Raw genomic sequence first — 21144 nt, forward strand, 5'->3', positions numbered from 1 at the left:
CGCCTACGGGTCGGGTCAGTCAATCCAGGCACCGTCAGACACGTCAACTAGCACATCTGTGCGAATTGCCCGGACGGGTCGCCGACCGGACACTCGTGCCAGCCACAGAGGGCTCGCCAGCCCGATTGAGGTTTGCCGGAGGGAGTGAAAGATATGCGCATCTCAACGATCGGTGTGGTAGCGGTTCTCGCCACGCTCGCGGTACCGGCCCTCGCCCAGAACAATTTCCGAATCCTGCGGGAGTTCCACCAGCCCCAGGCACCCAATGTCGAGCGCGCCGACATCACGATCGTCCAGTGCCAGCGCAATCAGTACTACATCTACCGCTACTATCGCTCGCGCGGCCCGAACTACCGGGCAATTGCTCCAGGCTACTGGGGCAACGCCATTGGCGGACGCGATCACCATACCTTCGATTCGGCCGTGCGCGCGGCCTGCAACTGGTAGCTGTCAGGCTGCGACCGGCGTCCCGAACTGGAGACGGAGAGACCCGATGTCCCTGTACCGGATGCTGTGCCTTGGTGGTGCCCTGCTCATCGTCGTCACTGCTCCGGCCGGGGCGCAGACCCAGCGCTCCGCCCGCCAGGTCCTCAGCGTCTTCAACGACATCTGTCTCGCAACGATCGGCGATGCTTTTGCATCAGCCGGTGAGAAGGCACGCGAACTTGGGTTTCGGACAGTCAGCGCGAGCCCCTTCGTTGAACTCCATGCCCGCGGTTACTCGGGGGGCTGGTCGCAGCCTTCGGTGCCGCGGGCTGAAAAATACTGTGAGATCGGCTCATCAACCGCCAGTCGCAGGGAACTCGCCGGGCTCATCCAGCAACGTTTGCGCGAGAACAGCGGACGCGAGCCGCGCAGGGCGCGCCACCCCGATCCGCAATCCCTAGCCTGGTGGATCTCCTCCGAGGGGCGCCGGCTCTACTATACGGTCACGGTCGGCATGAACGACGACCCCGCCACCGGCGCTACTGCCCGGATCACATTTGACCTGCCGGGCAATTAGGCGATTGCAGCCAAACGGTCCGTTTCCCTTCAGGGGCCGACGGGGGAGGAGCGGTCGCCCTCGCCGAGCGGGCGCTGCATCAGCACGCAATCGACCCAGCGGTCCAGCTTCCAGCCGATGGAGGGCAGGACGCCGACCACTGTGAAGCCGCAGGCCCGGTGCAGGGCGATGGAGCCGTGATTGCCCAGATTGCCGATCACCGCGATCATCTGCCGGTAACCGAGCGCGGTGCAGTCATCGATCAGCTGGTCGAGCAGGGCGCGCCCGACGCCCCGGCCCTGCGCGGCAGGCGAGACATAAACCGAGTTCTCGCAGGCGAAGCGGTAGCCGGGCCGGGTGCGGTAGGCGCTGGCATAGGCATAGCCGACGACGGCGCCGTCGATCTCGGCGACCAGATAGGGATAGCCGCCGGCGAGGATCGCCGCCTGGCGCCTTTCCATCTCGGACGCGTCCGGCACGTCATATTCGAACGAGGCGATGCCGTCCCGCACGTTCGGACCGTAGATGGCGGTGATGGCGGGGATGTCGGCGCCCGTTGCCGGGCGGAGGATCACGTCGCGTCCGGCTGACACGGCGGCGCCGCAGGACGGCGTCAGCTCACGCGGACGAAGCGGCGGATGCGGGCGCGCGGCCGGGCCGAACGGCGGCTGATCGTGATGCCGCGCGAGGCGATCTCGATGCGACGGTCGGGCGACAGGACGAAGAACCGGGCGGTCTCGGAGGCGCCGTCGACGCGGATGGCGTCGCCATCGAGCGCGCGCATGAACGACTTCATCGAACCGAAGGTCATGGACCGACTCCGCCCAACAAGCGTGACGAAAGAAAACTGGAGCGGGCGAAGGGATTCGAACCCTCGACCCCAACCTTGGCAAGGTTGTGCTCTACCCCTGAGCTACACCCGCATCCGTGGGTCCGCCGGCACCGGGGCGCCGGGGAGGCGTTCCTATGCCAAAGGACGCGGCCGAATGCAATGGCCCGCTTCGGCTTTTTTTGGCGCCTGCTCCAGTCGGCCTTTGACGCGCCGCGGCATGCCGGGCTATTTCCGGGCACTGCGGCGCCGCTGCCGGCGCCGGCACGATGTGCGACGCCGCGGGAGACGTGCATGGGATCGGGCTTTGCGTCCCTGCCTCGGACCGGCCGTTACCGGCTGGTGCGGGCAAGTGTTCCAGTCAGCCTTGCCGATGGCGCCACGCTGGCGTCCGACGGCGACGGGCTGGCCCTTGCGGACATCGTTGTCGCCGACGGGCGGATCGAGGCGGTCGGGCCGCATGAGGTCGCCGGTGGGCCGGGCGACGCCCCCGAGGTCGATCTCGACCGCGGCATGGTGCTGCCCTGTTTCGTCGATGCCCATACCCATCTCGACAAGGGCCATATCTGGCCCCGCGCGGCCAATCCGGACGGCACCTTTCCCGGCGCGCTGGCGGCTGTCGGCGCCGACCGGGAGGCCAACTGGTCGGCGGCGGATGTTGCAGCGCGCATGGATTTCTCCCTGCGCTGCGCCTTCGCCCACGGGACGGCCGCGATCCGCACCCATATCGATTCGCTGCCTGCTCAGGCCGCCATTTCCTGGCCGGTTTTCGACGCCATGCGCGCGGCCTGGGGCGGTCGCATCGCGCTGCAGGGCTCCTCGCTGTGCGGCATCGATGTCGCGGTGGAGGCGGGCTACCTGCCGGCCATGGCCGGGCTGCTGAAGCGCCATGGCGGCGGGCTCGGCTGCGTCACCTACATGTCGCCGAACCTGCCCGGCGGACTGGAGGCGATTGTCCGCACGGCGCTCGATGCCGGTCTGCCGCTCGATTTCCATGTCGACGAGACCCTGGACGCGGGCGCCTATTCCCTGCGCCTGATCGCCGAGGCGGCGATCCGGCACGGCTGGTCGGGCGCTGGCAACGGCCCCATCGTGGTCGGCCATTGCTGCTCGCTGTCGACCCAGGATGCGGCCGAGGTGGACCGCACGCTCGATCTCGTCGCCGAGGCCGGCATTGCCGTGGTGTCGCTGCCGATGTGCAACATGTATCTGCAGGACCGTAACCCCGGCCGCACGCCGCGGCGACGGGGCGTCACGCTGCTGCACGAGATGAAGGCGCGCGGCATCGCCGTCATGGTGTCGTCCGACAACACCCGCGATCCGTTCTACGCCTATGGCGACCTGGACGTGCTGGAGGTCTATCGTGAGGCAACCCGCATCCTGCATTTCGACCACCCGGTGGGCGACTGGCCGCGCAGCGTGACGGCGACGCCCGCCGCGGTCTGCGGCTTCGACGGGGTCGGTTCGATCCGGGCCGGCGCCCCTGCCGACCTTGTCCTGTTCCGCGGTCGGACCTGGACCGAACTCCTGTCCCGCCCCCAGTCCGACCGGACCGTGGTCCGCGCCGGCCTTGCCATCGACACGACACTGCCCGACCACCGCGAACTCGACCCCTTGTGGAGCTGATCCGATGACCGAGGCCGAACCGAAGCCTGCCGCCGCGCCCGTTCGCCCGGCCTATGACATCACCGGGCTGAAATCGCGGCTCGCCGGCATCAAGACCGAGGACAATCCGGCCCTCGTCAAGCAGAAGAGCCGCGATTTCTACTGGTATTCGCCCACTCTCAAGCGCCAGCTCGACCATGTGGTCGGCGACATCATCGTCTCGCCGACCAGCGAGCAGGAGGTGATCGAGACGCTGGGGGCAGCCTTCGAGCTCGGCATTCCGGTGACGCCGCGCGGCACCGGCACCGGCAATTACGGACAGGCCATGCCGCTGTCGGGCGGCATCGTTCTGGACCTTTCCGGCATGAACCGGGTGAAGGCGGTGCAGCCCGGCCGCTTCGTCGCCGAGGCGGGTGCGGTGATCGCCGAGATCGACAAGGTGGCGCGGCCGCAGAACCAGGAAATCCGCATGCATCCCTCGACCTATGCCACGGCATCGGTCGGCGGGTTCATCGCGGGAGGCTCCGGCGGCATCGGCTCGATCACCTGGGGGGGATTGCGCGATGCCGGCAATGTCATCCGCCTGAAGGTGGTGACCATGGAGGAGGAGCCGCGCGTCCTCGAACTGAGCGGCGACGACCTGGCGCGGGTGACCCATGCCTATGGCACCAACGGCATCATCACCGAGGTGGAGATGCCGCTCGGGCCGGCCTATCGGTGGGTCGATCTGTTCCTCGGCTTCGACACGTTCGAGCGGGCGGCCGCCTTTGCCAACGAACTGGGCGAACAGGACGGGATCGCCAAGAAGAACATCGCCGTGGTGGCAGCCCCCGCGCCGCGGACCTATTTCCTGCGCCATCAGGACTACATTGCCGAGGACCAGCATGTGGTCATCGCCATCATCGCCGATTTCGCGGTGGATGCCGCGCTGAACCTTGCCAGGCGGGCCGGCGCCGAACTGCTGCTGCGTTCGGACAAGGTGCCGGAGGAGGAGCGCAAGAAGCTGCCGCCGGGTTTCGAACTGACCTGGAACCACACGACGCTGCGCGCGCTGCGCGTCGACCCGGCCATCACCTATCTGCAGGTGCTCTATCCGTTCCCCGACCAGGTGAAGCTGGCCACGGCTCTCCACGAACGGTTCGGCGAGGAGGTGATGGGTCACCTCGAATTTGTCCGTTTCGACGGCAAGGTGACCTGTTTCGGCCTGCCGCTGGTGCGCTTCACCACCGAGGAGCGGCTGGAGGAGATCATGCGCATCCACGAGGACCTGGGCGCGCCGATCTTCAATCCGCACCGCTACACGCTCGAAGAAGGCGGCATGAAGCAGACCGACGAGGTGCAGCTTGCCTTCAAGCGCGAGGCCGATCCCAAGGGCCTGCTCAATCCCGGCAAGATGATCGCCTGGGAGGACCCGGACTACGACTATCGCTCGGGCAAGACCTTCCTGTTCAAGAGCCTGGCGGCCGCGGGCGTCTCGCCCTGATGCGGGCGACGGCTGCTCCTTCCCGGCTGCTGCAATTCGTCATCTCCGGCCGAGCGCAGCGAGGGGAAGGGGATCCAGACGTGCAACCTCTCACCTCCGGCCGATTCTGGTGGCTGTCTGTGGACCCCCTTCCCTCGCCCATGGCATCGCGCGGACGCTGGCAGCGTTCGCGTCTCGCCACGGGCCTCGCCGGGGGTGACGGCTGGCGCCGTGCCCGAGTGTTGTCCTGATGCGGATCCTCGTCCTCTACTGTCATCCGAACCCGGAAAGCTACGGGGCGGCGCTGCACCGGGCGACGGTCGAGTCGCTTGAGGCGGCGGGCCATGACGTGGACGACTGCGACCTCTATGCCGAGGGCTTCGATCCGGTGCTGAGCCGGCAGGAGCGGCTCGGCTACCACGACCTCGCCACCAACACGGCGCCGGTTCAGGCCCATGTCGACAGGCTGAAGGCGGCCGAGGCCCTGGTGCTGGTCTTCCCGGTCTGGAACTTCGGGTTGCCGGCCCTGCTCAAGGGCTATCTGGACCGGGTGTTCCTGCCCGGCGTGTCCTTCGGTCTCGTCGACGGGCGCACCCAGGGACTGCTGAGCCATATCCGCAAGGTGGCGGTGGTGACGACCTATGGCGCCACCCGCTGGCGCGCCTTCCTGATGGGCGATCCGCCGCGCCGCTACTGCACGCGCGTGCTGCGAGCGGTGACGCGCTTCACGGCTTCCGTTACCTATCTCGCCCATTACGACATGAACCGGGCGACCGATGAGACGCGGGCGGCATTCCTCGAACGGGTGCGGTCGCGGCTCTCCGCTTTGTGAGCCGGCTCGCACCCGTCACGCTCTTGTCACCTTTGCCGAGGAAACATGCGCCGGCTGCCAAGTCGAGGCGCCCGCGGGCCGCAGCCGGTCCGCATCCTGGGGGGAACCTGCATGTCACGCAGCAAGGACGGCGAGGGGGCGGCACGCGATCCCTACCGCAAGACGATCGGTGCCCACCTCCAGCACGCCGCGCGGCTGCACCGCTCGCTGGTGGCCCGCAAGCTGGCGATCCTCGGCCTCTATCCGGGCCAGGAACAGGTGTTGAAGATCCTGGCTGACAATGGCGAGATGAAGATGGGCGACCTCGCCGCGGCGTTGCGCGTGCGCCCGCCGACGGCTTCCAAGACGGTCGGCCGGCTCGCCGCCCAGGACCTCGTCGAGCGGCGGAGTTCCACGGGTGGCGACGGCCGGCTGGTGCGCGTCGCGCTGACCGAGACCGGCGAACGCAGGGCCGCGGATCTGGACGACCTGTGGTTCGCCGCAGAGGACGAGATGCTGGCGGAGTTCGACGGCAAGGATGTCAGGCGGCTGCGCAAGCTGCTGCGGCGCGTCGAGAAGACGCTGCTGCCCCATACCGAGGCCGAAGAGGCGGCCGAGGACGAGGACGAGGCCGAGGAGGCCTGACCGCCTCGCCGCGCGCGCAGGTCCTGCGCGCCGGGACCCGGTTCCACCGCGGGAGACTGCGCACTAGACTGCGGTCCAAATCGTTTCAAACGAAGAGGACACGCCCGTGCATATCCTGATCATCGGAGCGGCCGGCATGATCGGCCGCAAGCTCACCGACCGTCTCGTCAGGGACGGCCAGCTCGGCGGCAAGCCGGTCACCGCGCTGTCGCTCGTCGACGTGGTGGCGCCCGAGGCGCCGGCCGGCTTTGCCGGCAAGGTGACCAGCTGGGCCGTCGATATCTCTCAGCCCTCCACCGCCGGGCCCATGGTGGCGGATCGCCCGGAGGTGATCTTCCACCTCGCCGCCATTGTCTCCGGCGAGGCCGAGGTCGAGTTCGACAAGGGCTATCACATCAATCTGGATGGCACGCGCCAGCTGTTCGAGGCGATCCGGCAGGAGGGCGTGAAGGCGCCCTATCATCCGCGCGTCGTGTTCACCTCGTCCATCGCCGTCTATGGCGCGCCGTTCCCGGACGCCATTCACGACGAGTTCTTCCTCACCCCGCTGACCAGCTACGGCACGCAGAAGGCGATCGGCGAGCTGCTGCTCGCGGACTATTCGCGCAAGGGTTTCTTCGACGGCATCGGCATCCGCCTGCCGACCATCTGCGTGCGCCCGGGCAAGCCCAACAAGGCCGCATCCGGCTTCTTTTCCAACATCATCCGCGAGCCGCTGGCGGGCCTCGAAGCCGTGCTGCCGGTGGGCGAGGACGTGGTCCACACCCATGCCAGCCCCCGCTCGGCGGTCGGCTTCCTCATCCATGCCGCCACCATGGATACGGGCCTGCTCGGCTGGCGCCGCAGCCTTGCCATGCCGGGCGTTGCGGCCTCGGTGGGCGAGCAGCTGGAGGCGCTGCGACGGATCGGCGGCGAGAAGGCCCTCAAGCTGGTGCGTCGCGAGCCCGACGAACTCATCATGCGGATCGTCGGCGGCTGGTCGAAGCGGTTCGATGCACGGCGCGCGGCCGAGCTCGGCTTCACCGCCGAGACGAGCTTCGACGACATCGTGCGCGCGCATGTGGAAGACGAACTCGGCGGCAAGGTGGCCTGAGACTTGGCGAGCGCTGGCCGTTGACAGGCGCGCCCGCGCGCGCGATGGCCTGATGCCGTGAACCATCGCCAGCTCGAAGCCTTTACCGCGGTCATGCGCACGGGAACCGCCTCGCGCGCGGCCGAGCTCATGGGCGTCACCCAGCCGGCGGTCAGCCGGGCGTTGTCGGAGCTTGAGCGGTCGGTGGGCTTTGCGCTGTTCGCGCGGGTGCAGAACCGGCTGTTGCCGACCCCCGAGGGCCGGCAGTTCTTCGAGGAGGTGGACGCCTCGTTCCGCGGCGTCGACAGGCTGAGGGCGGCAGCGGCCCGCATCCGCGATCGCGGGCAGGGCGCGCTGCGGCTTGGAACGCTGTCTGCGCTCGGCTCCTCGCTCGTGCCGAAGGCCGTGAAGCGGTTCCGGGACCAGCACCCCGACATCGCCGTCACCGTCATGGTGGCAGCCTCGCGCAGCATCCGCGACGGCGTTGCCGACGGCGCCTTCGACCTCGGGCTGGCGGCCGAGGAGATCGACCTGACAGGCATCGTCCACCAGCCCTTCCTGGCGCCGGAGGCACTCTGTGCCCTGCCGGCAGCGCATCGTCTGGCGGGACAGGCGGTCATCACGGCGGCGGATCTCGATGGTGAGGACTATGTCGCCTATGTGCCCGAGGACCGGGCGCGCCAGCGGCTCGACCGCGTGCTGGCGGAAGCCGGTGCCGCGCCGCGCGTCGTCGTCGAGACCATCTATGCGGCCACCGTCTGCGCCCTGGTCTCGGAAGGGGCGGGTTTCGGCTTCGTCTCATCCTATGCGGCCGGCGGCATGGATCTGTCGCGGCTGGTCCTGAAGCCCTTCGTGCCGGCCGTGCCGATCCGGACGCTGCTGATCCTGCCGCCGGACCGGCCGAAATCGCGGCTGGTGCGCGACATGATCGACGCGCTGATGGCCTGCCGGTGAAACGGGCGGCTCGGTCGGTCAGGGCGCCTTGAGCCCGTCAAGGAAGGCGACGACCCGCTTCAGCGCCAGGCGCCCGGCGTCGGTATCCAGATTGAACTGGTACTCGTGGGGCAAGGCCGGGCGGGTATCGTCGGGAAAGAACAGCGCGTCGACCCTGATGCCGCGGCGGCCTGCCTCGGTGACCAGCAGCCGGGAGTGGGCGAGGAGGAAGTCGCCGTTGCCGGCCGAGACGAACAGGGGCGGCAGGTCGGGCGACAGGTGGCGCGCGACCGAGAAACCTGCCGGCTCGGGGGGCGTGGTCAGGTCGCGCCGGCCGGTATAGGCCCAGCCGGTGGCGGCGAAGAACAGGCCACCGAGACCGCTGCGGTCGACGATGGCGATGTCGTAAGGCCCGCAGAACAGCACCGCACCGACGAGCCGCGCCCTGTCCATGCCCGGCGTCACGCCGACCAGCCGGGCATAGTCGGCGGAGACTAGGCTGTTGGCGGTCTGGGCGGCGATATGGGCGCCGGCCGAATCGCCGGCGAGCACGACGCGCTCCATGTCGATGCCCAGCCGCGCGGCGTGACCGACCAGATGGGCAAGTGCCGCATGGGTCTGGCGCACCGGCGTCGGATAGCGGTGTCCGGGAGCGATCGAATAGCGGATGCCGACCACGACGAAGCCCTGGCCGGCGAGCACCTTCAGGTAGTTCCCGATCTCCTCCTTGCTGCCGGAGACGAAGCCGCCGCCGTGGATCCAGACGATGGTCGGCCGCTGCCCCGGCGGCGGGGTCGCCGGGCGGTGGATGTCGAGATAGGCCTCCGGGTCGGACGGATCGTAGCGCTCGTTGGCGCGGGTGGTCACGCCGGGCGGCACGTGGCGGGCGAGGGCGGCGGCCGTGCGGGCGCCGCCGGCCTCGAAGGCCCAGCGGATCACCGTGGCGGATGGCCATGGGCTGGCGAGAAAGGCCGCGGCCGTGACGGCTGCGAGCACGGCCAGCACCGCCAGCGTCCGGACGATGATCCGTGCAAGGCGCCCCATGTCCTGTCTCCTCCGTTTGAATGCAGCAAGTGGCCAGAGCGGGTGATTGCGCAAGCCGGGGTCATTCCAGAGACACGCCGCGGTTGCCCTCGCCGCCGGGCACGGTCAGGTTGCAGTCCCTGCCCCGCTGATGGCGAGCCGATGACCGAACCTTCTCCGACCCGTGACATTCTGGAAGCCGCCGCGCGATGCTTCATGGAGCAGGGCTTCCACGCCACCAGCATCGACGATGTGGCGCGCCGGTTGAAGGCGACCAAGGGGCGCATCTACTACCATTATGCGTCCAAGACGGACCTGTTCTTCGATGTCCACCGCGAGGGCATGCGGCGGCTGTTCGCGGCCGTCGAGCCGGCTGCGCAGGCGGACGGCAATGGCCTTGCGGTGCTCTCCGCCATGCTGCGTGCCCATGCCATGGCCATGATGGACAACCTGACATTCGAGACCGTCGTCGCGCAGGGTGTGCAGTTGCACCGGTTCGGCGCGACCACACCGGCCCAGCGCGCCGTGCTCGACGACCTGATTGCCAGCCGCGACCGGTTCGAGGGCCTGTTCAAGACGGCGGCGCAGCGGGCCCGCGACGACGGATCGCTGGGAGCGCTGGAGGTCTCGGTGGCAGTGAAGACCATGCTCGGCGCGCTGCAATGGACCGTCATCTGGTACCGGCCCGACGCCGACCAGGGGCCGGACGGCCGGCGGATGCTGGCCGAGGCCATGGTGCGCACGCTGGTGGAGGGGCTGAGGACGCGCCAGGAGCCGGCTTGATTGAACATGATACCGAGTAGTATGTTCCTTTTGCGCCGACGATGGCGCAGCGAGAGCCGGGGACGGGAATGAGAGTGGTTGTGACCGGCGCGGCAGGCTTTCTCGGCCGCCGACTGGTGGAGGACCTGGCGCGCCGCGGCGTGCTGGCCGGTGCGGATGGCCATGAGCAGGTGATCTCGGAGATCGTGCTCGTCGACCGCGTGGCGCCGGCCCTGCCGCGCGGCGGGGCAACGGTGCGGATGATGACCGGCGATATCCGCGACCCCGCCCTCTCCGCCCGGCTGGTCGACGAGGGCTTCGACAGCCTGTTCCACCTCGCCTCCAGCCTGACGCTGGAGGCCGAGACCGATCCCCTCTCCGCCCATGCGGTCAATGTCGAGCCGCTGCGCCGGATCGTCGAGGGATGCAGGGGCTGTCCCCGCGTGGTGTTCACCAGCTCCATCGCCGTGTTCGGCGGGCCGCTGCCCGACATCGTCGATGACGCCGTGCGGCCGGCACCGGCGACCACCTACGGCACGCACAAGGCCATCAACGAACTCCTGATCGCCGATGCCAGCCGAAGGGGGCGCGTCGACGGCCGCTCGCTGCGCCTGCCCATCGTGCTGGTGAGGCCGGGCTCGGCGGTGCCGGCCATCTCCGACCGGATCGCCGCGATCCTGCGCGAGCCCCTGCAGGGCAAGCCGGCGGTGTCCCCGCTCAGGCCCGAGACGGTCCTGCCGCTCGTCTCGGCTGGCGCCGTGGTGCGCGCGCTCCTCGCCCTGCACGACGTTGCCGCACCGGACCTGCCGGCCAACCGGGCCATGAACCTGCCCGCCCTGTCGGTCACCGTCGAGGAGATGGTCGAGGCCCTTGCCCGCCATGGCGGGCGGGAGGTGGCGGCCCGCGTGACCATCGCGCCCGATCCGGCGCTGCAGGCTATCGTCGATGGCTGGCCGAGACACTTCGTCTCGGGCGCCGCCTTCCGGCTCGGCCTTCAGTCGGATGCGGGCATGGCGGCCCTCATCGAGGACCATCTGGCCGACATGCAGGGGATCGGCGATGGCGGATGACAAGCCCCTGGCCAGCGACCGCGCATCCATCTGCATCATCGGCGCCGGCTCGTCCGGCGTTGCGGTCGCCAAGGCGCTGAAGGAGCGCGGCCTTGCCTTCGACTGCTTCGAGAAGGGCTCGGACATCGGCGGCATGTGGCGCTACGAGAACGACAACGGCCTGTCCTCGGCCTATCAGTGCCTGCATATCGACACGAGCCGCGACAATCTCGGCTATTCCGATTTCCCGATCGCGGCCGACCAGCCGGACTATCTGTCTCACACGGCCTTCCTGAAGCATCTGGAAGCCTATGCCGACCAATTCGGCATCCGCCCGCTGGTCACCTTCCGCACGTCGGTGGAGCGGGTGGAGCCGGACGGGGAGGGCGGATGGGCGGTGACGCTCGACACCGGCGAGGTTCGCCGCTACGCGCAGGTCATCGTCGCCAACGGCCATCTCTGGGACCCGCGCTGGCCGGACTTTCCCGGCGCCTTTGCGGGCGAACAGATCCATTCGCACCATTACCGCACGCCCGCGCCCTTCGAGGATCGCGACGTGCTGGTGGTCGGTCTCGGCAATTCGGCCGTCGATATCGCGGTCGATCTGTCCCGGCGTGCGCGCAGCGTCACCGTCTCGACCCGGCGCGGCGCCTGGCTCATGCCCAAATACATCATGGGCATTCCCACCGACCGCTGGTCGGCCTTCCTGTCCCGCCGCATCGGATTGCCGACCCGCATCACCCGCACGATCATGGCCCGGCTCGGGCGCATTGCGCTCGGCGACCAGCGCCGCTTCGGCCTGCCGCGCCCGTCCCACCCGATCTGGCGGGAGCATGCCACGCTGAGCCAGGACCTCCTGAACGCCATCGGCCACGGACGCATCACGGTGAAGGGCAATGTCGCCCGCCTCGACGGCGAGGACGTGACATTCGCCGACGGCAGCCGCCGGCGATTCGACGCCATCATCCATGCCACCGGCTATCGGACCAGCTTCCCCTTCCTCGACCCGGCCCTGTTCCGCGCCGACCGGGCACCCGTGAGGCTCTACCGGCGCCTGCAGCCGCCGGCGCTGCCGGACCTGTTCTTCCCAGGCCTGGTCCAGCCCATAGGCCCGACCATTCCGCTGGTCGAACTGCAGGCGAAATGGATCGCCGGGGTGATCTCGGGACACGTCCAGCCGGCGGATGCCGCCACCATGGAGCGCGAGATCGATGCCCATCTCGCCTACGTGCGCGACACTTTCCTCGACAGCGACCGCTATGTGCTGGAGGTCGACTTCAAGGCCTATGCCGGGCAGATCCGCGCCGATCTGGCCGCCGGGCGATGCGGCGCCTGAACGCTGCAAGCTTTCCAAACTGTCATGTGATCGGCCCGTGCGGCCGTGGTAATCTGGCGGCGTACACTGTGCCGGAGAGCCTGTTCGTTCCATGCGCCGCCTGACCCTGTTCCTTGTTCTTGCCGCGGCCCTCGGGGCTGGCGCCTGGTGGTTCGCCGGGCCGGGGACCCTCGCGGTCGCAGACCAGCCGGCCTGGCGGACAGCCCGCGCTGATCGCGGCGATCTTGTTGCGGCGGTGAATGCCACCGGCACGATCAACCCGATCTCCACGGTGGTGGTGGGTTCGCAGGTTTCCGGGCAGGTCATCCAGATTCTGGCAGATTTCAACACCCAGGTGGCCCAGGGCCAGGTGCTCGCCCGGCTGGACCCGACGCAGGTCAAGGCCCGGCTCGACGGCGCGCGCGCCGACCTTGCCAATATCCGCGCCCAGCGCGGTGTCCAGGCTGCGCAGGTCGAGCAGGTCCGCGCCGACATCGCCCGCGCCGAGGCGGCCCGGCTCGACGTCGTCGCCAAGCTCGCCCAGGTCGAGGCCCAGCTTGCCGAAGCGGACCGTGCGCTGGCGCGCCAGACCGAGCTCGGCCAGCGCGGTGTCTCCTCGCAGATCCAGGTCGAGCAGGCGCGCACCGCGGTGGTGACGCAGCGCGCCGCGCGCGATTCCGCCCGCGCCCAGATCGCCTCGGCCGAGGCGGCCAAGCGCTCCATCGAGGCCGGGCTCGGCGTGACCCAGGCCCAGATCGCCGGCATCGACGCCCAGATCCTCCAGCGCGAGGCGATGGTGCGGCAGATCGAGGTGGACCTTGCCAATACCGAGGTGCGTTCGCCGGTGGTCGGCACCGTGGTGCAGCGGCAGGTCGAGCTCGGCCAGACGGTCGCCGCCTCTCTGCAGGCGCCGACCCTGTTCCTCGTGGCCCAGGACCTCCGGTCGATGGAGATCTACGCCAATATCGACGAGGCCGATGTCGGCCGCGTCAAGCCGGGGCAGGCGGTGACCTTCTCGGTCAATGCCTATCCGAACCGGCAGTTCCGCGGCGAGGTGAAGCTGGTTAGGCTCGGCTCCCAGACCATCCAGAACGTCGTCATCTACACGGCCATCATCTCGTTCCAGAACCCGCGCATGGAGCTGCTGCCGGGCATGACGGCAACGCTCAGGATCATCACGGACCGGCGCGACGGCGCGTTGCGCGTTCCCAATGCCGCGCTGCGCTGGCGTCCGGCCGGCACGAGCGCGCAGCCGCAGGCCGCGGCCGGGCCGGCGGGTCCCTTCGGTGCGCCGATGGGACGCGGTCTTGGCCGCCGCGGTGGTGGCGGGGGCGAAGGCGGCGGCCGGGCGGCCGGCGAATTCATCGAGGCGATCAAGACCGAACTGAAGCTCGACACCGCGCAGGCCGCGCGGGTCGATGCGGTCATCGAGGAGATGCGGCCGCAGTTCCGCGCGCTGTTCGGGCCGGGCATGGAGCGCGCGGAACGGCTCGACCAGATGCGGCGCCTGCGCGCGGAGATGGTGACGCGCATCGAGGCCGTGCTCACCGCCGAGCAGCGCGAGGGCCTCGCCGCCATCCGCGCCCGCTATGACGGCCGGCGCGATCGCGATGGCGGCCAGCCGGGCCGGGTCTTCGTGGTCGGTGCCGATGGCAGTGCCGAGGCCGTGACGCTCAGCCTCGGCATCAGCGATGGCGTTATGACCGAGGTGCTGTCGGGCGATCTGGACGCGGGCCGTGAACTGATCGTCGGTGGCGGGCCGGCGCCGCAGGCGAGCCCCGCGGCGCGGCGCGGCTTCCGGATGTTCTGATGGCGCTGATCGAGACCCGCGACCTTGCCCGGCACTATACGCTCGGCGACCAGGTAGTGACGGCGCTGGCCGGGGTGTCGGTCGTCGTCGAGGGAGGCGAGTTCGTCGCCGTCATGGGGCCGTCGGGTTCAGGCAAGTCGACCTTCATGAACCTCGTCGGCTGCCTCGACCGGCCGACCGCCGGCCGCTACGTGCTCGACGGCGAGGAGGTGTCGGCGCTCTCCGCCGACGGGCTGGCGGCGATCCGCAACCGCAAGATCGGCTTCGTGTTCCAGCAGTTCAACCTGCTCGACCGGCAGGACGCGCTCTCCAATGTCGAGCTGCCCATGGTCTATGCGGGACTGCCTCGCCGCGAGCGCCGCCGCCGGGCCCAGGAGGCACTGGAGCGCGTCGGCCTCGGCGAGCGGGTCCACCACCTGCCAACCCAGTTGTCCGGCGGCCAGCAGCAGCGCGTGGCCATCGCCCGGTCGCTGGTCAACGACCCGAAGGTCCTGCTGGCCGACGAGCCGACCGGTGCGCTCGACAGCCGCACCTCTCTCGAGATCATGGCCCTGTTCCAGGAGTTGAACCGGCAGGGCATGACCGTTCTGGTCGTCACGCACGAACCGGACGTGGCCACCTTTGCCGGCCGGGTCGTCCGGTTCCGCGACGGGCGGGTCGTCTCGGATGCGACGCAGCGCCCGAAGGATGCCGCCGAGGCACTCGGCGCGATCGTCGAGGAAGCGGCCTGAACGGGCGGATGCCCTCAATGCAAAACGGGGCCCGAAGGCCCCGTTCCAATGTCCGTCAGAACAGTGTCCGGCAGAATTCGCGGATCAGGCGTTGCGGTCGCTCCGGTCCACGCGCTCGGCGATGCGGGCCGACTTGCCGCGACGGTCGCGCAGGTAATAGAGCTTGGCGCGGCGGACCTTGCCGCGGCGCACCAGCTTCACGGAATCGATGGCCGGCGAATAAACCGGGAACACGCGCTCCACGCCCTCGCCATAGGAGATCTTGCGGACGGTAAAGCTCTCATTGAGCCCGCCGCCGGACCGCGCGATGCACACGCCCTCATAGGCCTGCACGCGGGTGCGCTCACCCTCGCGGACCTTGACGTTGACGATCACGGTGTCGCCGGGACCGAAGACGGGAATGGTCTTGTCGCCAATGACGCGGGCAGCCTCTTCGGCCTCCAGGGTCTGGATCAGGTTCATGTTTCGTCATCCTTCTGGCCGCACCCTTGAGGGTTCCGGCATCTTGTTGGTCTTGGTTCTGCGGAATGGTCCGGAACCCGCAGAAACCCGCCGGTCCGGATTCGACGCGGCGCTGTGGGCGACCCTCGTCGGAAGGCGGCTCGATAGTCGAAAATGCGGGCCTTGTCACCCCTTTTCTGCGGTTGCAGCAGGGGACGATGCCCGGCGCCAGCGCCTATCCGGGCTTGCGCCTCGCCCACAGGTCGGGCCGGCGTTCGCGGGTCAGCCGCTCGGCCTCCCGGCGGCGCCAGGCCGCGATCTTCGCATGGTCGCCGGAGACCAGCACGTCGGGGATCGGCATGTCCTCGAAGATCTGGGGGCGGGTGTAGTGGGGATATTCGAGGAGGTTGTCCTCGAAGCTCTCCTCCGTGCCCGAGGCCTCGTGGCCCATCACGCCGGGCAGCAGGCGCACCACGGCGTCGAGCAGCACCATGGCGCCAAGTTCACCGCCCGACAGCACGTAGTCGCCGATGGAGACTTCGCGCAGCCCGCGCGCCGCGATCAGCCGTTCATCGATGCCCTCGAAGCGGCCGCACAGGATGACGGCACCCGGGCCGGCCGAGAGTTCCTTGACGAAACCCTGTGTCAAGGGAGCGCCGCGCGGCGACATACAGAGGCGCGGGCGCTGATCGCCCGCGGGCGCGGCATGGTCGATCGCCCGGGCCAGCACATCGGCCCGCATGACCATGCCCGGCCCGCCGCCGGCTGGCGTGTCGTCGACGGCCCGGTGCCTGCCGGTGGCAAAGTCGCGCAGAAACAGGGTCTCCAGCGACCAGGCCGTGCCGAGAGCGCGGCCGGCCAGGCTGGCGCCCAGCGGGCCCGGGAACATCTCGGGATAGAGGGTGAGGACCGAGGCGCGGAACATCAGTCGTGGTCGTCCGGCCCGCGCGGGGTGTCGTCCAGCAGGCCCTCGGGCGGGTCGATCACCACCCGGCGGCCGGCAAGGTCGACGGTCGGCACGATCGCGCGGGTAAAGGGGATGAGCACCGCCTTGCGACCGGGACGGGCGACATCGAGCATGTCGCCGGCCCCGAATTCGTGGATGGCGATGATGGTTCCGATCGTCTCGCCGGTGACGGCGACGACCGCCATGCCGATCAGGTCGGCATGCAGGAACTCGTCCTCGTCGGAGGGCGCCGGAATGCGCGCGCGTGGCACGAACAGGTCGAGATTGGTCACGGCCTCGGCAGCCGTGCGGTCCTTCAGTTCGGCGATGCGGGCGATCAGGACCTCGCCGGCCGGACGCAGCGTCTCGACGGTGAAGGCGCGCCCGTCGCGGGACAGCAGCGGCGAATAGTCGCCCACCGCCATCGGGTCCTGGGTAAAGGATTTCACCCGCACCTCGCCGCGCACCCCGTGCGGGGCGCCGAACTTCGCGACGAGGATGAGGTCGGCAGGCATCGATCCAGCACGCCTTGCGGAACGGAGGTGCGTCCTTCGAGGCTCGCCCCTCGGGATGAGGATGTGTGTGTCTGGCGCCAAGGGGCGGCAAGCGACCACCTGAGTGCTCCCGACATCTTCGATGCCACTTGCCGCCGCTCCTCAGCCTGAAGGGCGAGCGTCTAGCGAGCCGCGAAGGACGCAGGGTCTCCGTGCAGGTCGCCCTGCACGGAGAGCCGCAACAGGTCAGCCTTCGGCCGGAGCCGCGGCGCCGGCCTTCTCGGCCCGGGCGGCGGCCCGCTCGACAGCCTTGCGGCCGGGCTTGGCCTTCTCGGGATTGCTGCGCGCCTCGCGCGTCATCAGGCCCTCGGCGTCGAAGAAACGCGCGACCCGGTCGGTCGGCTGGGCGCCCTTGGAGAGCCAGGCCTTGGCCTTCTCGACATCGACGTCGTGGCGCTTCTGGTCCTTGCCGAGCATCGGGTTATAGGTGCCGAGCTTCTCGATGAAGCGGCCGTCGCGCGGCGAGCGGGCGTCGGCGACGACGATGGCGTAGAACGGGCGCTTCTTGGTGCCGCGGCGGGCGAGGCGGATCTTGAGGGACATGCGTTGCTCCGTAGGGGGTCGTTCGAGTGTGTCGGGATGGGCAGCCGGCTGAACGGGACCGGCCTATTTCTTCTTGCCGAACGGAAAGCCCGGCAGGCCGGGCAGCTTGCCGCTGCCGAGGCCGGGGAAGCCGGGCGGCAGACCGCCGGACAGTCCCGGCGGCAGGGCCGGCATCTTGTCGGGAAGCCCGCCGGGCATCTTCTTCTGCAACTCGGCGAGCATTTCGGGGGTCGGCTGGGGCATGCCGCCGCCACCGCCCAGACCGAACATGTTGGCGAGGCCGGCCATGGGGCCGCGCTTGCCCTGGGCTCCGCCCATGGACTTCATCATGTCGGCCATGGTGCGGTGCATCTTGAGCAGCTTGTTGATGTCTTCCGGCTGGGTTCCGGAACCACGGGCGATGCGGCGGCGGCGTTTGCCGTCGATCTCCTTCGGGTTGCGCCGCTCCCACGGCGTCATGGCATGGATGATGGCGCGCTGGCGCTTGATCACCTTGTCGTCCATGGCGCCGGCCATCTGCTTCTGCATGTTCTTGACGCCCGGCAGCATGCCCATCAGGCCCTGCATGCCGCCGATCTTCATCATCTGGTCGAGCTGGTCGCCGAGGTCGTCCATGGTGAACTGGCCGGCCTGCATGCGCCTGGCGATCGCCATGCCCTTCTCGGCATCGATCGATTCCGCTGCCCGCTCGACCAGCGAAACGATGTCGCCCATGCCAAGGATGCGGTTGGCGACACGGGAGGGGTGAAACTCCTCCAGGCCGTCCATCTTTTCCGATGTGCCGAGCAGCTTGATCGGCTTGCCGGTGACGGCGCGCATGGACAGTGCGGCACCGCCGCGCCCGTCGCCGTCGACGCGGGTCAGGGCCACGCCCGTGACATTGACCCGGCCGGTGAAGGATCGCGCCACATTGACCGCGTCCTGGCCGGTGAGGCTGTCGACGACCAGCAGGGTCTCGTGCGGACTGGCGGCCTTCTCGACCTCGGCCACCTCGATCATGAGGGCCTCGTCGACATGGGTGCGGCCGGCCGTGTCGAGCATGACCACGTCGTAGCCGCCGAGCTTTGCCGCCTCGATCGCCCGGCGGGCGATCTGAACCGGCGACTGGCCGGCGACGATGGGCAGGGTGTCGACGCCGATCTGTCTGCCGAGGACGGCAAGCTGCTCCATCGCGGCCGGGCGGCGCGTGTCGAGCGAGGCCATCAGCACCTTCTTCTTCTGGCGTTCGAAGAGGCGCTTGGCGAGCTTGGCGGTGGTGGTCGTCTTGCCGGAGCCCTGCAGGCCGACCATCATGATCGGCACCGGCGGCACGGCCTGGAGGTCGATGGCGACGCCCTCGGTGCCGAGCGTGTCGATCAGCGTGTCATGGACGATCTTGACGACCATCTGGCCGGGGGTCACCGACTTGATGACCTCGGCGCCGATGGCGCGATCGCGCACCTTGTCGGTGAAGGAGCGGACGACCTCCAGCGCGACATCGGCCTCGAGCAGGGCGCGGCGTACCTCGCGCATCGCCTCCTGGACATCGGCCTCGCTCAGCGCGCCGCGGCCCTTGAGGCGGTCGAGAATGCCGGACAGGCGCGTCGACAGGCCTTCGAACATGATCGCTCCAGAGTTCACCGTCAGGTTGTCCCGAAGGTGGTCCCGGTCCGCCGGATCCGCAACGCCTTTCGCGCCCGAGGGCGCACGCTGCGCTGTCGGGCGGGAACCTCCGGGGTCAGGCCCCGGTCGGCGAAGACAGGTCTCGGATGAGCGAGAGTGGGAGGGCGATTAGGCCCGATGACGCCAAAAGTCAAGGAATGCGGCACGGGCGCTGCGCGACGCGGTGGTTGCGACCAACTGTCGCCGGGCGCAACCAACCCTGCCGGCGGGCGTTGACCGGTTGCCATTGCCTCGGACCAAAGGAGATTTGCCCGTGTCCCATCATTCCCGACGCACGCTTCTGGCCACCACGTTCGGCATTGCGGCATTGCCCATGCTTGCCGTGCTGCCGGCCCGCGCCGACGACCGCAAGCCGACCGCGCAGGAGCGCCAGCAGATCGAGGCCGTTCTGCGCCGCGAGGGTTTCGTGCGCTGGGGCGATATCGAGATGGATGACGGGCGCTGGGAGGTCGACGACGCCGTGGCCGCCGACGGACGGAAATATGATCTGGAACTCAGCCGGCAGGACTTCTCGATCCTGAAGCGCGATCTGGACGACTGATCAGCCGCGCCGGCACAGGCGCGACACGTCGGCCGCCGTCGCCTGGATCGCCTGCTCCGTGCGGGCGATCATGCGGCGGCCGTCGGGGCTCGTGCAGTCCCAGCGCAGGCGTGCCCGCGACGAGACCGCGCGGCGGAAATGTCCGGCGATGGTGTTCACCGACTGCGCGTGGATGCAGCCCTGGACGAGCCGGCGGAAGCGGGTCTCGAGTGCAGGGCGCCGGCCGCAGGCCTTCAGGAAGGCCTCGACCACCGCATAGCGCTCGACGTGCTGCAGCAATTGCTGGCGCTGGTCGGACGAGAGCATTTCCAGCCGGTAATGGCCCTCGGTCGACGGCACAGACGCCACCGACTGGGCCGTCGCCGGACCCGACGCGGCCGCGAGCCCGAACGCGATGACGGCTGCGGCAGGAACGGAGCGGAGAGTACGCTGGAAAGTGAACATCATCGCTGTCGGCACGAGCTGGATTCGGCAAGATTTTATTCAAGCCGCGCGCCGGCGCAATGGGCCCTGTCAGCCTGTCCCGGCCATCCGCGAGGGTGCAGGGCGCGCCTGTGCGATGATCTGACCGAAGGTGACGAAATCCGCCTTGCGCGGGGACGTGGCGCGCCAGGCGAGCCCGAGCGTCCGGCTCGGCTCCGGCTCGGCGAAGCGCATGATGTTGAGCTCGGCCCGTGCGGCCTCCACCTCCAGGCAGATCTCCGGCAGAAGCGTGAGGCCGAGGCCGTTCGCCACCATCTGCACCAGGGTGGTGAGCGAGGACGCCCCGAACGTGTCGATGGTCTCCACCGTGCGCAGGTCGCAGAAGGTCAGGGCCTGGTCGCGCAGGCAGTGGCCTTCCTCCAGCAGCAGCAGGCGGTCGCCCTTGATGATGTCCGGGGTTGCCCGCACGCGGCTGTCGATGCGCCGGGACGCCGGCAGGGCGAGCAGGAACCGGTCCTCGAACAGGCGGATGGTCTCGATGTCGGGATTGTCGATCGGCAGCGCCACGACCAGCAGGTCCAGATGGCCGTCGAGCAGTTCGCGGGTCAGCTGGGCGGTCTGCGTCTCGCGAATATGGACGTCGAGGTCGGGATAGCGCGCGCGCAGCTTCGGCAGGAAGCGCGGCAGCAGATAGGGCGCGACCGAGGGGATGACACCGAGCTGCAGCGTGCCGGTCAGCCCCTCGGACAGATGCTGGGCATAGTCCTTGAGGTCGCGCACGCCGGCGAGGATGCGGGCTGCCCGCCGGGCGATCTCCCGGCCTTCGCTGGTGAGCTTGACCCCGTTGCGCCGGCGCTCGAGCAGCTTCAGCCCAAGCTCCCGCTCCAGCTCCTGGATCTGCATGGACAGGGCCGGCTGGGTCACCGCGCAGTCGTCAGCCGCCCGGCCGAAATGGCCGTTGCGGGCGAGCGCGTCGAAATAGCGAAGCTGCTTGAGGGAGACCAT

24 protein-coding genes and 1 tRNA gene are annotated in these 21144 nt (G+C 69.2%); 14 read left to right on the plus strand and 11 right to left on the minus strand.

Annotated features, from left to right (window positions below; genetic code table 11):
* Positions 1-153: 153 nt before the first annotated feature.
* Both ACTIFS_RS10780 and ACTIFS_RS10785 read left to right on the plus strand, forming a co-directional pair.
* Entirely contained in the window at positions 154-447 is a 294-nt protein-coding gene (locus ACTIFS_RS10780; protein ID WP_439574090.1) for a hypothetical protein, read from the plus strand.
* 46 nt (positions 448-493) lie between these two features.
* The gene (locus ACTIFS_RS10785; protein ID WP_439574091.1) at positions 494-1003 is read left to right on the plus strand and encodes a hypothetical protein; all 510 of its coding nucleotides are present in this window, start codon (positions 494-496) and stop codon (positions 1001-1003) included.
* A 29-nt stretch (positions 1004-1032) separates the two neighbouring features.
* On the opposite strand, the gene ACTIFS_RS10790 is transcribed toward ACTIFS_RS10785, so the two are convergent.
* From ACTIFS_RS10790 to ACTIFS_RS10800, 3 genes are all read right to left on the minus strand, one after another.
* Entirely contained in the window at positions 1033-1557 is a 525-nt protein-coding gene (locus ACTIFS_RS10790; protein ID WP_439574092.1) for a GNAT family N-acetyltransferase, read from the minus strand.
* Positions 1558-1595: 38 nt separating this feature from the next.
* Entirely contained in the window at positions 1596-1793 is a 198-nt protein-coding gene (locus ACTIFS_RS10795; protein ID WP_439574093.1) for a hypothetical protein, read from the minus strand.
* 37 nt (positions 1794-1830) lie between these two features.
* Positions 1831-1905, minus strand: a tRNA-Gly gene (locus ACTIFS_RS10800).
* Positions 1906-2105: 200 nt separating this feature from the next.
* Between ACTIFS_RS10800 and ACTIFS_RS10805 the strand changes: the two genes are divergently transcribed.
* The 6 genes from ACTIFS_RS10805 to ACTIFS_RS10830 all read left to right on the plus strand — a co-directional run bounded on the left by ACTIFS_RS10805 (position 2106) and on the right by ACTIFS_RS10830 (position 8360).
* Positions 2106-3437 (plus strand): cytosine deaminase, encoded by a 1332-nt coding sequence (locus ACTIFS_RS10805; protein ID WP_439574094.1) that lies wholly within the window; start codon positions 2106-2108, stop codon positions 3435-3437.
* A 4-nt stretch (positions 3438-3441) separates the two neighbouring features.
* Positions 3442-4899, plus strand: a complete 1458-nt coding sequence (locus ACTIFS_RS10810) for an FAD-binding oxidoreductase (RefSeq protein WP_439574095.1) — start codon at positions 3442-3444, stop codon at positions 4897-4899.
* A gap of 229 nt (positions 4900-5128) precedes the next feature.
* A complete protein-coding gene (locus tag ACTIFS_RS10815) occupies positions 5129-5710 on the plus strand; it encodes an NAD(P)H-dependent oxidoreductase (RefSeq protein ID WP_439574096.1) in 582 nt (193 codons plus the stop codon).
* 111 nt (positions 5711-5821) lie between these two features.
* Positions 5822-6334, plus strand: a complete 513-nt coding sequence (locus ACTIFS_RS10820) for a MarR family winged helix-turn-helix transcriptional regulator (protein ID WP_439574097.1) — start codon at positions 5822-5824, stop codon at positions 6332-6334.
* 106 nt (positions 6335-6440) lie between these two features.
* Entirely contained in the window at positions 6441-7427 is a 987-nt protein-coding gene (gene denD / locus ACTIFS_RS10825) for a D-erythronate dehydrogenase (RefSeq protein WP_439574098.1), read from the plus strand.
* Between the two features lie 57 nt (positions 7428-7484).
* The gene (locus tag ACTIFS_RS10830) at positions 7485-8360 is read left to right on the plus strand and encodes a LysR substrate-binding domain-containing protein (RefSeq protein WP_439574099.1); all 876 of its coding nucleotides are present in this window, start codon (positions 7485-7487) and stop codon (positions 8358-8360) included.
* 18 nt (positions 8361-8378) lie between these two features.
* Here the strand turns inward: ACTIFS_RS10830 and ACTIFS_RS10835 are convergent, their stop codons facing one another.
* Positions 8379-9383, minus strand: a complete 1005-nt coding sequence (locus ACTIFS_RS10835) for an alpha/beta hydrolase (RefSeq protein WP_439574100.1) — start codon at positions 9381-9383, stop codon at positions 8379-8381.
* A gap of 141 nt (positions 9384-9524) precedes the next feature.
* Between ACTIFS_RS10835 and ACTIFS_RS10840 the strand changes: the two genes are divergently transcribed.
* The 5 genes from ACTIFS_RS10840 to ACTIFS_RS10860 all read left to right on the plus strand — a co-directional run bounded on the left by ACTIFS_RS10840 (position 9525) and on the right by ACTIFS_RS10860 (position 15029).
* Entirely contained in the window at positions 9525-10145 is a 621-nt protein-coding gene (locus ACTIFS_RS10840; RefSeq protein ID WP_439574101.1) for a TetR family transcriptional regulator, read from the plus strand.
* A gap of 68 nt (positions 10146-10213) precedes the next feature.
* On the plus strand, positions 10214-11194 hold the full coding sequence (locus ACTIFS_RS10845) for an NAD-dependent epimerase/dehydratase family protein (protein WP_439574102.1): 981 nt from the start codon (positions 10214-10216) through the stop codon (positions 11192-11194).
* Positions 11184-12509 carry a flavin-containing monooxygenase gene (locus ACTIFS_RS10850; RefSeq protein WP_439574103.1) on the plus strand — a complete coding sequence of 442 codons (1326 nt, stop codon included), beginning with the start codon at positions 11184-11186 and terminating at the stop codon, positions 12507-12509. The genes ACTIFS_RS10845 and ACTIFS_RS10850 overlap by 11 nt, the downstream gene beginning before the upstream one ends.
* Positions 12510-12600: 91 nt before the next feature.
* Positions 12601-14298, plus strand: a complete 1698-nt coding sequence (locus tag ACTIFS_RS10855) for an HlyD family secretion protein (protein WP_439574104.1) — start codon at positions 12601-12603, stop codon at positions 14296-14298.
* Complete coding sequence (locus tag ACTIFS_RS10860) at positions 14298-15029, plus strand: ABC transporter ATP-binding protein (RefSeq protein WP_439574105.1); 732 nt, start codon at positions 14298-14300, stop codon at positions 15027-15029. Before ACTIFS_RS10855 ends, ACTIFS_RS10860 begins: the two co-directional genes overlap by 1 nt.
* Positions 15030-15113: 84 nt before the next feature.
* Here the strand turns inward: ACTIFS_RS10860 and rplS are convergent, their stop codons facing one another.
* From rplS to ffh, 5 genes are all read right to left on the minus strand, one after another.
* On the minus strand, positions 15114-15491 hold the full coding sequence (gene rplS / locus ACTIFS_RS10865) for a 50S ribosomal protein L19 (protein ID WP_439574106.1): 378 nt from the start codon (positions 15489-15491) through the stop codon (positions 15114-15116).
* 214 nt (positions 15492-15705) lie between these two features.
* A complete protein-coding gene (gene trmD / locus ACTIFS_RS10870) occupies positions 15706-16398 on the minus strand; it encodes a tRNA (guanosine(37)-N1)-methyltransferase TrmD (protein WP_439574265.1) in 693 nt (230 codons plus the stop codon).
* Positions 16395-16931: a ribosome maturation factor RimM gene (gene rimM / locus ACTIFS_RS10875; RefSeq protein ID WP_439574107.1), complete on the minus strand. Its 537-nt coding sequence runs from the start codon at positions 16929-16931 to the stop codon at positions 16395-16397. Before rimM ends, trmD begins: the two co-directional genes overlap by 4 nt.
* A 225-nt stretch (positions 16932-17156) precedes the next feature.
* Entirely contained in the window at positions 17157-17513 is a 357-nt protein-coding gene (gene rpsP / locus ACTIFS_RS10880; protein ID WP_439574108.1) for a 30S ribosomal protein S16, read from the minus strand.
* Between the two features lie 63 nt (positions 17514-17576).
* Positions 17577-19115, minus strand: coding sequence for a signal recognition particle protein (gene ffh / locus ACTIFS_RS10885; RefSeq protein ID WP_439574109.1), 1539 nt, complete (start codon positions 19113-19115; stop codon positions 17577-17579).
* A gap of 313 nt (positions 19116-19428) precedes the next feature.
* Here ffh and ACTIFS_RS10890 point away from each other — a divergent pair, with 313 nt between their 5' ends.
* Positions 19429-19716 carry a PepSY domain-containing protein gene (locus ACTIFS_RS10890; protein ID WP_439574110.1) on the plus strand — a complete coding sequence of 96 codons (288 nt, stop codon included), beginning with the start codon at positions 19429-19431 and terminating at the stop codon, positions 19714-19716.
* Here the strand turns inward: ACTIFS_RS10890 and ACTIFS_RS10895 are convergent, their stop codons facing one another.
* Together ACTIFS_RS10895 and ACTIFS_RS10900 are read right to left on the minus strand one after the other, a co-directional pair.
* The gene (locus ACTIFS_RS10895) at positions 19717-20175 is read right to left on the minus strand and encodes a hypothetical protein (protein ID WP_439574111.1); all 459 of its coding nucleotides are present in this window, start codon (positions 20173-20175) and stop codon (positions 19717-19719) included.
* A 54-nt stretch (positions 20176-20229) separates the two neighbouring features.
* A complete protein-coding gene (locus ACTIFS_RS10900) occupies positions 20230-21144 on the minus strand; it encodes a LysR substrate-binding domain-containing protein (protein WP_439574112.1) in 915 nt (304 codons plus the stop codon).

It is taken from the genome of Phreatobacter sp. (assembly GCF_051860605.1).
GTDB lineage: Bacteria > Pseudomonadota > Alphaproteobacteria > Rhizobiales > Phreatobacteraceae > Phreatobacter.